Origin of the sequence: Pseudoalteromonas sp. XI10 (assembly GCF_001469895.1) — a bacterium.
Taxonomy (GTDB): domain Bacteria; phylum Pseudomonadota; class Gammaproteobacteria; order Enterobacterales; family Alteromonadaceae; genus Pseudoalteromonas.
Window position 1 is genome coordinate 21,161 of record NZ_LOPY01000012.1, and the last position, 12,221, is coordinate 33,381.

16 protein-coding genes are annotated in these 12,221 nt (G+C 41.7%); 3 read left to right on the plus strand and 13 right to left on the minus strand.

Translation table 11 applies throughout. The features are described from left to right. Positions 1-6: 6 nt before the first annotated feature. Together AUR67_RS02915 and AUR67_RS02920 are read right to left on the minus strand one after the other, a co-directional pair. Positions 7-231 (minus strand): hypothetical protein, encoded by a 225-nt coding sequence (locus AUR67_RS02915; protein ID WP_058584053.1) that lies wholly within the window; start codon positions 229-231, stop codon positions 7-9. A gap of 48 nt (positions 232-279) precedes the next feature. Next, the gene (locus AUR67_RS02920) at positions 280-609 is read right to left on the minus strand and encodes a hypothetical protein (protein WP_058584054.1); all 330 of its coding nucleotides are present in this window, start codon (positions 607-609) and stop codon (positions 280-282) included. 128 nt (positions 610-737) lie between these two features. Here AUR67_RS02920 and AUR67_RS02925 point away from each other — a divergent pair, with 128 nt between their 5' ends. Next, a complete protein-coding gene (locus AUR67_RS02925; protein ID WP_058584055.1) occupies positions 738-1,025 on the plus strand; it encodes a hypothetical protein in 288 nt (95 codons plus the stop codon). Positions 1,026-1,027: 2 nt separating this feature from the next. On the opposite strand, the gene AUR67_RS02930 is transcribed toward AUR67_RS02925, so the two are convergent. Genes AUR67_RS02930 through AUR67_RS02940 form a run of 3 tightly spaced genes read right to left on the minus strand, consistent with a single transcriptional unit; the run spans position 1,028 to position 2,862 of the window. Next, positions 1,028-1,300 (minus strand): hypothetical protein, encoded by a 273-nt coding sequence (locus tag AUR67_RS02930; RefSeq protein ID WP_058584056.1) that lies wholly within the window; start codon positions 1,298-1,300, stop codon positions 1,028-1,030. A gap of 9 nt (positions 1,301-1,309) precedes the next feature. Next, positions 1,310-1,543 (minus strand): hypothetical protein, encoded by a 234-nt coding sequence (locus AUR67_RS02935; protein ID WP_058584057.1) that lies wholly within the window; start codon positions 1,541-1,543, stop codon positions 1,310-1,312. Further along, the gene (locus AUR67_RS02940) at positions 1,540-2,862 is read right to left on the minus strand and encodes a DNA cytosine methyltransferase (RefSeq protein ID WP_058584058.1); all 1,323 of its coding nucleotides are present in this window, start codon (positions 2,860-2,862) and stop codon (positions 1,540-1,542) included. The genes AUR67_RS02935 and AUR67_RS02940 overlap by 4 nt, the downstream gene beginning before the upstream one ends. Positions 2,863-3,119: 257 nt before the next feature. On the opposite strand from AUR67_RS02940, the gene AUR67_RS02945 reads away from it, so the two are divergent. Beyond that, a complete protein-coding gene (locus AUR67_RS02945; protein WP_058584059.1) occupies positions 3,120-3,536 on the plus strand; it encodes a hypothetical protein in 417 nt (138 codons plus the stop codon). Positions 3,537-3,737: 201 nt separating this feature from the next. On the opposite strand, the gene AUR67_RS02950 is transcribed toward AUR67_RS02945, so the two are convergent. From AUR67_RS02950 to AUR67_RS02960, 3 genes are all read right to left on the minus strand, one after another. Then, positions 3,738-4,055 carry a helix-turn-helix domain-containing protein gene (locus AUR67_RS02950; protein WP_058584060.1) on the minus strand — a complete coding sequence of 106 codons (318 nt, stop codon included), beginning with the start codon at positions 4,053-4,055 and terminating at the stop codon, positions 3,738-3,740. 35 nt (positions 4,056-4,090) lie between these two features. Beyond that, positions 4,091-4,549, minus strand: coding sequence for a RadC family protein (gene radC, locus AUR67_RS02955; RefSeq protein ID WP_058584061.1), 459 nt, complete (start codon positions 4,547-4,549; stop codon positions 4,091-4,093). Positions 4,550-4,665: 116 nt separating this feature from the next. Beyond that, on the minus strand, positions 4,666-5,049 hold the full coding sequence (locus tag AUR67_RS02960; protein ID WP_058584062.1) for a LexA family protein: 384 nt from the start codon (positions 5,047-5,049) through the stop codon (positions 4,666-4,668). A gap of 288 nt (positions 5,050-5,337) precedes the next feature. On the opposite strand from AUR67_RS02960, the gene AUR67_RS02965 reads away from it, so the two are divergent. Further along, positions 5,338-6,057: a RepB family plasmid replication initiator protein gene (locus AUR67_RS02965; RefSeq protein ID WP_058584063.1), complete on the plus strand. Its 720-nt coding sequence runs from the start codon at positions 5,338-5,340 to the stop codon at positions 6,055-6,057. 838 nt (positions 6,058-6,895) lie between these two features. On the opposite strand, the gene repA is transcribed toward AUR67_RS02965, so the two are convergent. The 5 genes from repA to AUR67_RS02990 all read right to left on the minus strand — a co-directional run bounded on the left by repA (position 6,896) and on the right by AUR67_RS02990 (position 12,220). After that, the gene (repA, locus tag AUR67_RS02970; RefSeq protein WP_058584064.1) at positions 6,896-7,804 is read right to left on the minus strand and encodes a plasmid replication initiator RepA; all 909 of its coding nucleotides are present in this window, start codon (positions 7,802-7,804) and stop codon (positions 6,896-6,898) included. A gap of 222 nt (positions 7,805-8,026) precedes the next feature. Next, positions 8,027-8,356 (minus strand): hypothetical protein, encoded by a 330-nt coding sequence (locus AUR67_RS02975; RefSeq protein ID WP_058584065.1) that lies wholly within the window; start codon positions 8,354-8,356, stop codon positions 8,027-8,029. Between the two features lie 37 nt (positions 8,357-8,393). Beyond that, positions 8,394-8,690, minus strand: coding sequence for a DUF6527 family protein (locus AUR67_RS02980; protein ID WP_082665552.1), 297 nt, complete (start codon positions 8,688-8,690; stop codon positions 8,394-8,396). After that, complete coding sequence (locus AUR67_RS02985; protein ID WP_058584066.1) at positions 8,677-9,339, minus strand: hypothetical protein; 663 nt, start codon at positions 9,337-9,339, stop codon at positions 8,677-8,679. Before AUR67_RS02985 ends, AUR67_RS02980 begins: the two co-directional genes overlap by 14 nt. After that, positions 9,329-12,220 carry a hypothetical protein gene (locus AUR67_RS02990; protein ID WP_058584067.1) on the minus strand — a complete coding sequence of 964 codons (2,892 nt, stop codon included), beginning with the start codon at positions 12,218-12,220 and terminating at the stop codon, positions 9,329-9,331. The genes AUR67_RS02985 and AUR67_RS02990 overlap by 11 nt, the downstream gene beginning before the upstream one ends. Position 12,221 lies beyond the last annotated feature (1 nt).

A 12,221-nucleotide genomic window follows, 5' to 3' on the forward strand; every position in this document is an offset into this window, starting at 1 on the left:
CACCCGCTATTCTTCATCTATAAAACTGTTTGTTTTTTGAGTTACTACTAATTTAATTTGCGTGTTAGTGCCATTTAAATTTAAAGTGCCTAACCACGCTTGGTTTGTCGGATACTCTGGATCGGTATCATTAACCAAGCCTTTTAATATTTCTGAAAATAACGGCGATTCATTAGCAATCATTTGCATAACTTGATCACCATCATATTCAGGATTGTCAAAACGATTCATATAAACTCCAAAGGTCTTATTGGCACAGCTCCACGCTGTGCCCTTTTATTAAGCTGCGTTAATCTCTAGGTAATAAAGATAGTCATCCCACACTTCATAAAAACAGTCTTCAACATAACCATATAAATCACCTAGTTCACTTCTACATTGCTTAGGTGCATCCTTACCAAGCTCACCATTAATAAGCATTAGCTCTATTTTTTTATGAACCTTTGCTTGTTTACTTACTAAAGAGTCATGCTTTTTCTGCAAGGTTTTGGTTGGCTTTTCTAAAGCTTCAGCTGTTTCAATTTTTTTATACGCATCATTAATCTGATCACAGATATCACGTTCAGCAGCCCAAAGTTTTGCGAATTTGATTTTTGTAGAAGTTTTCATGTTAATCCTTGTTGTTTAATCATCTTTGACTTAAGACAACTACAGTTTAATCATTTTTGATTTAATGTAAAGCTATTTTTAATCTTTTTTGATTAAAAATTATTTCCATATATAATGGCTAAAAACTTATGATGCAGAAAATGGCGATGCCTAAGAAAATAGAAAACGACAGAACCTATATTGAAGCGGGGTTAAATGCGCTTATTAGAATGAAACAGCCGGGCGAAAGCCACAGAGATGTTTTTACAAAAGTGATGGGCCGAGAACCTGAATCACAAAGTGAACTCAACACGTTTTCGAACAGGCTTAAAATTTATAGGGGAAACCCTGGGTTAGATTTTATTGGCAAGTTTGCTAGCGCCTACCCAGAATTGAGAAATATGACGGTTGGGCAGCTTTTAGGTATTGATGAATAAATTTAAGAGCCCTTATCAAGTTCTCTCATTTGAACATCAAATCTGGTTACGCCATGCTTATTTAACAGCGCGGCAAGCTGATCAAGTCGCCAAGTGCGCAGTTCGTCAACACGGCCATGACGAACTGTAAACGCTGTTTGCGTATCAGCAATGATGGCGATAACATGAAACTTATTGCGTTGGCCGCTTTGATTGGCAATCACTTTATTGATTGCTCGCGTTTTCAGTAAGCGTAAAAACTCACCTTCTTTTACTCTGTTAAATTCAACTGCCATTATATTTTGTCATTTTGTAGTGTTTATTTTGTCATTTTGTTGGTAAACGCCGAGTAAATCAAATATAAGATACTCATTAGGTGGATCGTGGCGGCCAATCACATGCCACTGCCCTTCTTTATATATTTGATACGTTGTGTCGAACTCGCCGCGATGTATCGATGGTAAAGCAAAAACACGGTACCGCTCTCTTACGCATGCCAGGTATTCTAAAAAGTCACCGCTATTGGTTAACACGGTCATGCTACTTCGCTATTAATATATACAGACTCTTGGTTAGCCCTTATAAGCGCCTCGGCCATTAATGGGCTTACTGCATTACCAACCCGTTTAACCTGCTCAGATTTACTAATAGGTTTACCATTTTCATCGTGTGATATTTTATAATCCTCGTTAAAGCCCATTGCTAAGAAAAGCTCTTTAGGCGTAAAAACCCGCAACTTGATATCAAAAATTTTATAAAGCTGCCTGTGTACTGTCACTAATGCATAGCGGTCTTTTGTTGTAAATGTACCAACGGGTTCGGTTACTGGCCGTGCGGTGGCTGTCCCAAAGTATTTAACCAAGAACGCATTAACCACATAAAAATGATTACCACCACTTGTTATTGTGTGCATTGGCTCATTCATCGTATGGCCAACGCAGCCATTCCTTAATTTAAGAACAAATGATGCTGCTAATTTACTATGATCAGCTTTTGTAAATGGAATTGGAGCAATAAAGGGGTCGGGATGATTAAACACAAATTTATCTAAACCTATCTCTATTCGCTTTAGTGTTTTTTGGGCCAATGGGCGCTTGCGAGTGAATATACTTTCTCCCTCTAAACTCCAATCAATACATTCAGATATCGGCCTCTGGTTTTCAATTGGCAGCTCTTTTGGAAAGCGAACCGGCTTACCATCTAACCGACCAAACATAAAAAACCGTGGGCGAGTGGTAGCAGCACCGACACTTGATGCCGTTATTTCTTTTTGTTTTAAGTCATAGCCAAGCCCTTTAAATAGCTTTAGCTTTAAAGCGATATTGTATTGTATGTCGGCGTATTGAACGGCCTCTTTCCATGCTGGGTGATTAGGCTTTAAGCCTGTAGTAAGCGCAGCAATAAAACCATTGAACGTTTCGCCTTTTCTTTCTGGATCAGGGTATGAGTTACCATGTTCGTCTGTAATTAACGGGCCCCATGTTTTAAATTCTTTGACGTTTTCAAAGCCAAACGAACGTACCTGTACGAGCAAAGCACATTTAACAACAACCCATGCCAAAGCCCTTATATTTTTTTCAACCGGCTTGCCACCTGACGCAATAGTAAAATGCGTGCAATCAGGGCTAAACCAAGCAAAGCCAATCTTTTTACCTGCGCACATGGCTACAGGATCGACATTCCAAACAGATTCGCGCGTATGCTTTGTATATGGGTGATTCATTTTATGCATAGCAATGGCTGCAGGATCATGATTTATTGCATAGTCAATATGTTTACCCGTGGCCCATTCGTAGCCCAAACTAGCGCCACCGCCACCACAAAAAAAATCAACAGAAATTTCATCATCCAAAATCACAACCCACACCCCGAAGTAAAATACAAAAATAACACAAAACGTGTTGCCATGATTGTATTTATAGCATGCTCTTTATGACTTTGCAGCAATAAATTTAAGTGAGTGGAAGGTTTGTTTTTTTCGTTAAAAATATTTAATGAATATCTATTGAATATTTAATAAGTATCTTATGAATACTTTATGTTTATTTAGATGATGCATACGCGATGCTGATTGGCTACCATCAAAGATTAGCCACAACTTAAGGATAGGATCACATGGCAGAAAAAAAGCGCACTTCACTTTTTACATATTTAGTTTTAGCAGGTGTTATTGGGGCTGTTTACTTAAGTACGCAACAACCACAAGAACCGGTGCAACTTGCACCGGTTAAAGCGAGTCAATTTCAGACTATTATGCAACAGCTAAGTATGACGTTTGATCAAAGCACGTTAGATAACGGCCAACTGCAAGTACAATTCACACTAAACAATAACAGCGCAAACACTATCGCCAACATCGAATTTAGATGCACTGAATTTGACAGCAGCAATAAATGGCTTACCCGCTATGTGCAAATAGAGCCTAGCGCGTTACTACCAAACAGCACTGGTGAATACACTCACATTATGGGCCTGTCTCACCCAAGCGCACATGCAACTCAATGTGTAGTTATGGACTTTAAATATAATTAAACAGGGGATAAATAGGATTATTAAACGGGGTAATTTGGAAGCGAGCGGCCTCGGTGACTCCACCGAAGCACAAACGCCGACTGAGTTAGCTCAATCCATTTAAGATGATTATCTTTACGTAGTCTTTAGCAGTCAACTATACAGTGTATATTAAGCCATAAAAATACTTTATAAATATATTTGAAGTATTCACCAAATATTTTAAAACTCGCTCACTACCCCAGCGCGGCACAATAAGCCGCGCCAGGCGCTATAACTTATTTTTCGATGCTCTGGTTTATCGGTTGCGGTTTCCCACTTGCGAACAACAGTAGAACCTTTGTGGTTCCATGATACACCGACTATTTTTGCAACGTCTGTTTGTGACCAACCCATTATAGAGCGCAAAGCGCGTATATCGGCAGGGGTAGGCTGTTCAAACTCGCCCGATTCCATCGAGTTAGCAAAAGTTCGGTTTTTAAAACCCTCAAGTGTAGTGGGCGCTGAACTAACGTTATACGGTTTATGTAATTCACTCATATTGTAGTCGGGGCCACTTGGCCCCGCTCCTTTTGTTAAATTAAACCACGCTGTGCAAAGCTGGTGTGACCTTCGGTACCTACCACAATGTGGTCAAGTACTTTTACATCAATTAAGCGAAGTGCAGCGCTTAACTTTGTTGTAATGTGTTTGTCAGCTTCGCTTGGCTCAGCAATACCGCTTGGGTGGTTGTGTGTAAAGATAACTGCAGCGGCATTGTGTGCTAAAACCAGCTTGATCACTTCACGCGGGTAAACGCTTGCAGCATTGATTGTGCCTGAAAACAACTCAACAAATTCAATTAAACGGTTTTGCGAATCAAGTAATGCAACTGCAAACACTTCGTGTGCGTATGTCACTAACTTAGTTTCACATAGCTTAGCTGCAGTGAAAGGGTCAGTTAAAGCTGCAGTTGTTTTTGCTTTTGCTTCAATGATTGCTGCAGCTTCAAAAATAACTGCTTGCTGTTCTTTATTGAAAAGTTGGTAAAACATGGATTATCTCCTGATTATGGTCATGGACTCATTCCCGACCTTCGAGATAATAATACCGCCCCTTTGGGGTGGTGTAAAGTGTTATTTTAAGTATTTTATAAATATTTATTAAATATCTACAAAGTATTTATTTGGGGCAATTCGGTGGGTTGTCTAAATAAGCGAATAGAGCTTGTTACTACTCCCTCTACACAGTATTGATCATGCTCAGTTAATTTAATTGGTGGGTTATCTGGATTTGCTGAGCAAAGCTGATTGTTGATCATGTCTGCAATTTTACATACAAACAGGCCATTGTATGTGGCCACAATAACATCGTTATGTTTCACTGTTGCTTTGCGGTCAATCAGTAATAAATCGCCGTCAAATATGCCAACCCCTTCCATGCTTCTACCAGAAGCACGCCCCATAAAACTAGAAACAGGATCGAGTAGTAAATCATTTAGTGTTTTATTTAACTGTTTTACAGCTGGCCCAACCGCTGCATTGCTATCTGTCATAATGTTATGCCCATTATTCACAAGGTATTTTTAAACCTTTTTACTATTTTTAGTATTTTTAAACCTTTTTAGCATGGCTGCAAGCTGTATAAATAAAGGCTTTAAAACTAGTTACTATGGGAATCACCTTAAGTCATTATGGAAAACAGCCTAAGTAAGTATGGGAATCACCTTAAGTCATTATGGAAAATAGCTTAAGTTACTATGGGAATCACCTTAAGTTAAATTGCTTTATTAACAGGGTTGTTATGCTACTATGGGGAAAAAATAAAACACCCATACAACACAATGCAAGCGCTAACAAAAACAAAAAAGCAAAACCTGATAACACAATCAAATGAAATTTCAGAAGCGGCTTATTATTTATCGCTAAAGGCTAAGCGCGTGCTGTGGATGTGCTTTAGCCAGTTGAAAAACAATGAAGATGTGATCGAGTCTCGATTTACAGATGGTCAGTTTAATGTTTACGTGAATGATTACCAAACACTCTTTAACGTGAGCACGCCAACGGCCAGCGCTGATGTTAAGGCGGGTTTAAGTGAGATAAGCACAAGTAGTGTTAAGTTTTATCCAAAGGATGGGGAATACGAAGAACACGAATACCCGTGGCTAATCGAAAAAGCGGCCCGCCGTGGTCGAGGTTCTTACCGCGTTGACTTCAACCCGCGCTTGGTACCTTACATCATCGGTTTGACGCAGCAATTCACAAAGTTTTATCTGCATGAGTGCGGTACCATCAAAAACAGTCGCACAATTCGCTTATACGAAAACCTTTGCCAGTTTAGAAGCAGCGGCGTGTGGATTAGTAGCCCGCAATGGATAGCTGATCGTTACCAGCTGCCCGAATCACAGCGCGATAACTTTGCAGAAATGAAACGCAGCTTTATAGAACCCTCGTTAAAACGCATAAATAAAGAAACCCCATTAAACGTGGCATACACAACAAAATTAAAGGGCGGTAAAGTTGACCAGATCATGTTTACCATTGTTGATGGCGCCCAAACTTAAGCTAATTCCCACAACACGACCAAATCACCTATTTAAAGTTAAGCTAATTCCCATAATTGGCGCCTTATTATGCCAGGTACTTACTAGCCGCAAGGTTAACTTAAGCTAATTTCCACAATCAGTGCTGCCACTGGCGCTTAATTTGCAGCGTTAAACCAATAGTTAAGCCAATTCCCACAACACGACCAAATCACTATTTAAAGTTAAGCTAATTCCCATAATTACTGTGACTTGTCACGCTTTAATAATATCGGACTTACATACACAACAGCGGCTCATTTAGCACAGCAGCAATAAGCGAGCACTCAATGCGCTTGCGCATGATAAGCCCAAACCATCTAAACCTGTTTAAAAATGCAAATGGGCGCACTGTGCGAAGCTAGGCACAGATTTTGATGCCCCCTTTGATAGACCAATAATTGTTTGAGCTTAACGCCCCTCAGTGCTTATTTAAGCGCTAATCTGTCAGATGGGGGCTTGGGAGCCCCCGCAGCTTTGCTGCGAAGTGGGGCAACCTCATTAAACTATACCGCCATGGGCGATAGCCCATCGAAGCGGATTTCCTTATACACAGCTTGCTGTGCGTATAAGTTATATAGCTGTTTATTAGTTAGAAGATAATTTTGCACTTTAAACCACGCTGATAGCACTTTAGACCAATTCAGCCTTGCACTTTAAATGTATAAGTAAAGAAATAGGTCTAAAAGTAGAGTGAAAACAGGTAGCGAATAAGAAAAGGGTGGGAGCTAAAAGGTTGGGGTAGGGCGATCATGGCCAAGATCGGCGCTGTAATGCCCTATAAAGCACGACAAAAGCCACGCTTATGCGTGGTGGTTAATTAACTGGCGATGGTGTCAGGGGGTGAATAGCCCGCTTGGCTGCGCATTTTTGCAACCTCTTGGTTTACTAGCGCTTTAAATACTTCGATTGGGGTATGGTTAAGGTCTTGGCCTAAACGCTTAATAACGACTTGCTGCGCTATGTCGCGTTGCTGTTGTGGGGTTTTAGTTAAGGTTCTGCGCTTAGCCTTGCTGATTTCTCGTTTATCTTTTAGACGTTCAAAGGCTCGGCGGTAATGTGACAAGCGACACCATGTTTTTATCTCGCTTAACGACATATTGCCCAGCTGCGACACTGTTAAACCTAGCAAGCCGCCTTTCTTCTTATGGTAAGCCAAGCGATTCTGGCGGTTCTTTTCGACACGTTCGGGCGTTATACCTAGCGCTTTAAAAAACAGCTCAGTTACTTCGTAATATTTATCTAGCCATTGGCCCTGATCTTTGTCCCATACTTGCCAATCTTTACGGGCCACAATCCAACCAAGATCGATCATATCTTTAAACGCACGGCTTGCGCGGCTAATGCTCGGTTTTGGGTTGTATGTGGGGTCGGCTTTAGCTTTTTCTTGCTCAGCTTGGCTAATCGTACTTAAGCCACACTGATTTGCAGCATTTGTTAAGCTAATTTGTACTTGGTGGGTAACTAGGTTTACATGCTCGCAAAATGCTTTTGCTAATGCTCGCATGGCTTTTTCGCGGTCAGGGTAGAATATTTTGTTACGTGAAAGGGCTGGACGCATGTAAACGGCTTCATCGCTTTTAACGATGTTCACTTGGTCGCACTTAACAACCAGATCACGAATAAACGCTAACCGTGTGGTGTGCGTTTTTGGTACCTCGTAATTTGGATTCGGATTTTGTACGCGATTACAGTACAAAAGCCCGTTGTTTTTATTGTTTTGCGACATCTATATGCTCGTTTACTTGCTATATTTTGGCGGGCTACATACAATAAACACTTGTTTGCGTTCATGCTCGTACGTAAGCAACAAACCTGCGGGCGGCTACTCGCAGGTTTAACCTCTCCAATTCACACTCACCTTGTGAGATGTGATCAATATAACACATAACGTGTATTGCGCAATGTAAAGATCGCAACAAAGGATCAAACGCTTATTTTTTAGGCGGGTTTAAGGGCGCTTAATTACTGACTTTTCCCACCGCCATGCACGCTCACAGTGATCGGCCCCATCAAACGGCTTTGCTAACAAATCAATAAAAAGCATTTGGTATAAATAGCGCTTATCGTTTCGTAGCCTATAACTGCGGGCCGAAATAGACTCAAGGTGCGTACCGTGGCAAATGCTGCAAATAAGCACATCTAAGCTATACAAGCTGTTAAAGGCCCATTTACTGCCAAGTAATGCCAATAAGGCAAGCAGAGTAAAAGGCAAAATAAATAATAAACCACTCAACAAGTAGCAAACCAAGGTTCTTAGCGTTTTAAGCATGGTAAACATGGGTTTCTCCAATAAAAAAGGGGCTATAAGCCCCTTGTTAGTCAACCTCAAGCATGGGCACCGTTTTACCCGCCAATGCATGAGTGCAGTCGTTTAAAAATTGCCAGTGACCACTACGAATAAAGCTATGGCACACAAAATCTTGCCCTTTGTAGTGGCCTTGAACCAGTAACGATGGGCTGAAAGTAGGGCTTTTAACATCGTTGTTAAAAGCCCACTTTGGCTGGTTTGGGTCGGGGCAATCTTGAGTGTAAATTGCATGCAACATTTCACAGCCCGGGCATTGCATTAAAAACACGCCAGGCTGATTGGCCACAGGGTTAATCAGTGCCACTGTCTATCCCCCACGTTGTAGCAAAGTGGTCGGTTGCAAGGCTGTGCGCCTCAACAATTTCGGCCTTTGTGCACTCAACCATTACACCCGTGGCCACATCAGCTGTTGACCAAGGGATAGTATCGTCTTCGTTAAGCTGCCAGTGCTTAATAAGGGCGTTGGCCATGCGTGTAATGCTTTTCTCGTCGGCATCAAACGTTTTTCCGGTTGAAATTTGAACCACGGCATTGTCAATCTGGCTTTGGCGCTGCAGTTTAAAAATGGTGACTTTGTACGGTTCGAGTACTTCATCTGAGGTTTTTACTGCAGGGCGCAATGGCTCTGTTGGTAGCGCTTTGGGTTCAACTTCTATCAATGCGCCGTCTTCGGTTGGAATAGGGTCAGGCAAGTTTGCGTTGTACTGGTCGACTTCGTTTAGTTCAACTAGATAGTCGTAATAACGTTCAGCCCAATCCCATTGCTCACCCAAGCTTACCAACTCAGCAAAGAGCGTTGTGATTTCTAAGTTAGCGCCCGTTGCAATTAAATGCTCAAGCTCGCTGATAAACTTAGTGTCGGGTCTTGGTTTTAGCTCTGGCAAACCGTTATTTAATAACGGCTCGGTGCCGTCTTCATTTAGAACAACAAAATCAATTAGTTTACTTATCATTTTTCATCCACCCTAATGCCTCTGAAGTATTATGTGTTCCGAACGGCAAGCTATTACCGTCGAAGTCTGTTCGTGTTGACTCGCTATCGGCAATACCAATCAGCCCGTTATCATTCCAGCTACCATTTGAGTACTTAAGTGCTGCATAGGCATATTCGATATAACCTTGTGAAGACACTTCTACTGGGTAACCTAAAGCTTTCACACCTGTAGAATCATTTGTTGGGGCTGGCTGGTTTATTACTTCATGCTGTGGTGGTTTGCTGGCATAAATTCGGCCATTGTTATTGTTCACGGTTACATGACGGGTAAGTGGGATAGTTGCGCCCCTTGCGTCTTCGAGTGTTGAACGACCAATCAACCCCGTTAATGAAAACTGTAAATCGCTACCAAACAGGTCATCGTAAGTTGAAGATACAAACACACCAAAACTATTCGCTAAATCTATAGGTGCATTCCTTAAAGATGCTACAGTTAAGCGGCTCTTTGTTTGATACTCTGCAATGTGAACTGTTCCTGCCGTTGGGGTGAAATAACGGCCGCTATTTACACCGTCTTTGCCTGATAAGTCAGCGTATGAGGTTTCAGACCACGTAACACCTAAATCAGCACTGTGACGCCAAGATTTAAAGTATTTGTCTAACCCGTTAACTGGGTGGGTGAATTTAAACAATTTCACCGTTCCATCTGGTATTTGTTCACACCAACCACCTTGCCAACCATTAACTAAATCTGTGCACTGAAGGATATCAGCAGGATCAGCAAATACATCGTTACATAAAAAGTAACCACCAACACGCGTTAATGATTTTGTGGTGTGAACAACAAGCCCGTTAGGTTTACAACCATTGTTTGTTGTAGTTTGGACAAACTTTTCACCTATACGTGTAACAATGGCTTTTTTATATGTTCCTGTCGCAGTCTCACAATAAACAACATCACCAACTTTAAAGTTTGTAGCTTCATCATTCAGGAAATCAATGTAGGTGTTGTTATCGGCGCTGGTAGCTGATTGATATACTTTGGTGAACGGTACGTAACCTAACCCGCGCTCTGAACCTGCTTTGTATCGCAAATCTGCTTCGCAAAAGTCCTTTTTAGTTAAGCCCCAAGCAGAATAGCGCATATCCCTTGCTACACCACCTTGGCCTTCAGCATAAATAGCATCGAAATAACGACCATCTTTTCGACCACTCAAGCCTGAGATAATTTTACCTGAGCCAGTTGCTACGGCTGCGCCCGATGTTAAAGTTCCAATATCAAAACAATCTGCAGTTGTTAGCGGTTTTTTATAAAGAGGCCTGTCCCAGTGCACCCCTGCATTTTGGGATGACGATATAAACATCCTGGTACCCATAGGGTTAAGGCTAGGGTGATGACCACCTGCGTTTAATCGACGAACAGTGCCACATACTAATAAATAACAATGGCCGTTGTGGCCACCTGCAGAAAATGGTGATGTGCCGTTACCAATATTCGCTTCGAAAATACCTTGTTCATTTTCAATATGAATTACACCGTTACCGTATCGATTGCTGATATAAAATCCTGAGTTAGCATCTGGTGAGTTCCAAGCCGCTAAGTGGTCTGGTATGTCGTCTTGTTTACCGCGTGGTTTTACTCTAACCATATCAGCAAAGGCTAAATCTTGACGGGTGCCCTTGTTAGTATCGAGTTGCAGCCAACTACCATTACCCGCGCCCGCGTATGATACACCGCGAAGCGTCCACTGATAAAACTTACCTGTTTGGTCATCAAAGAAAATTAAATTGTCAAAATCTGAGGCAATCTTTTTACGTTCGCTCTCTGTAGCCTGTTGCCAATTTACGCCAACACCACGGCTTTCAGTATCGCCCTTATACCATGCAAAGTACTCGGCAGGTCTAACAGTGTCGTACTCTGTTGGTACGCCGTTAATATTACCCGAACGGTTTTGGCAGTTACCCCAACGATATACAAAAGGGTCTTGGTCATTTATTTCACGAAGAAATAACTCAAACCCCCACATATCTTCACGGTCAATAACAACCTTGTTGGTTTCTGTTTCACTAGCAAATGCAATTGCAGGGGTTGCATGCAAGGTACTTAAGCCGGTGGCCGAGTCATACGTTCTTAAGCCTTCTTCTGCAGGTGGTAACTTTGCAGCGGCATAGTGATAATCAAAACTTTGTTGTAAGCCTAATTTAATCGCTACACCCGCCATATTTAATACAGGGTAATCTGTTTTTGAAATGGCGTCAGAGCTTGCCTCTTTCTTATTTCGACCTAGTAGCAACAGATTTGCTTGGCTTTCAACAGTGAAGCTACCAAACGCTTGAAGACCTTGATTTACATTATTGCTATTGGTGCCGTTATGTTTGCCTTTGTGGATGAAACCCGAAGCAGCAAATCGTTCTTTAGCTGATTTTATGTATGCATCCATTGCAGCCTTTCTAAAAGCCCAAGCGTAAGGGTGCGTTGCATCCATTTGTGCTTGGGCTTCATTTTCAATCTGCTTGAGGGTTTTAACGGTTGTGGTTGTACCGTCTTGGCTGGTAAACGTGACGGTACCCGTTTTAGTCTGCCAATCTTGCATGGCTTTAAAATTATCGTTCACTAACACATTAGCGCTTGTGAGCGCATCAACAGCTTTTTTGAACTCGCCGGTTGTGGGTATAACGATGCACTCTTGGTTGGTTTGGTTGCTGTTTGGCCAGTTTTTAACTAGCTCAAAATAGCCTTTGCCATCGCCGCCTACATACGCGCGGTTAATTTCAATAATAAAACCTGCAAGGACTAAAAAGTCACCGCTGTTTACATTGGCGATACTCTCGCCACTATTGATTTGCACAACTTTTGAGTTGTTTGTAACACTGGCTTGTGAAGCCGTAAATGCTGGCATG

Excerpts from the sequence above, each read along its gene's own strand:
- AUR67_RS02915 (WP_058584053.1), bottom strand. The coding sequence starts at position 231 with ATGAATCGTTTTGACAATCCTGAATATGATGGTGATCAAGTTATGCAA.
- AUR67_RS02920 (WP_058584054.1), bottom strand. The coding sequence starts at position 609 with ATGAAAACTTCTACAAAAATCAAATTCGCAAAACTTTGGGCTGCTGAA.
- AUR67_RS02925 (WP_058584055.1), top strand. The coding sequence starts at position 738 with ATGATGCAGAAAATGGCGATGCCTAAGAAAATAGAAAACGACAGAACC.
- AUR67_RS02930 (WP_058584056.1), bottom strand. The coding sequence starts at position 1,300 with ATGGCAGTTGAATTTAACAGAGTAAAAGAAGGTGAGTTTTTACGCTTA.
- AUR67_RS02935 (WP_058584057.1), bottom strand. The coding sequence starts at position 1,543 with ATGACCGTGTTAACCAATAGCGGTGACTTTTTAGAATACCTGGCATGC.
- AUR67_RS02945 (WP_058584059.1), top strand. The coding sequence starts at position 3,120 with ATGGCAGAAAAAAAGCGCACTTCACTTTTTACATATTTAGTTTTAGCA.
- AUR67_RS02950 (WP_058584060.1), bottom strand. The coding sequence starts at position 4,055 with ATGAGTGAATTACATAAACCGTATAACGTTAGTTCAGCGCCCACTACA.
- radC (WP_058584061.1), bottom strand. The coding sequence starts at position 4,549 with ATGTTTTACCAACTTTTCAATAAAGAACAGCAAGCAGTTATTTTTGAA.
- AUR67_RS02960 (WP_058584062.1), bottom strand. The coding sequence starts at position 5,049 with ATGACAGATAGCAATGCAGCGGTTGGGCCAGCTGTAAAACAGTTAAAT.
- AUR67_RS02965 (WP_058584063.1), top strand. The coding sequence starts at position 5,338 with ATGCAAGCGCTAACAAAAACAAAAAAGCAAAACCTGATAACACAATCA.
- repA (WP_058584064.1), bottom strand. The coding sequence starts at position 7,804 with ATGTCGCAAAACAATAAAAACAACGGGCTTTTGTACTGTAATCGCGTA.
- AUR67_RS02975 (WP_058584065.1), bottom strand. The coding sequence starts at position 8,356 with ATGTTTACCATGCTTAAAACGCTAAGAACCTTGGTTTGCTACTTGTTG.
- AUR67_RS02985 (WP_058584066.1), bottom strand. The coding sequence starts at position 9,339 with ATGATAAGTAAACTAATTGATTTTGTTGTTCTAAATGAAGACGGCACC.
- AUR67_RS02990 (WP_058584067.1), bottom strand. The coding sequence starts at position 12,220 with ATGCCAGCATTTACGGCTTCACAAGCCAGTGTTACAAACAACTCAAAA.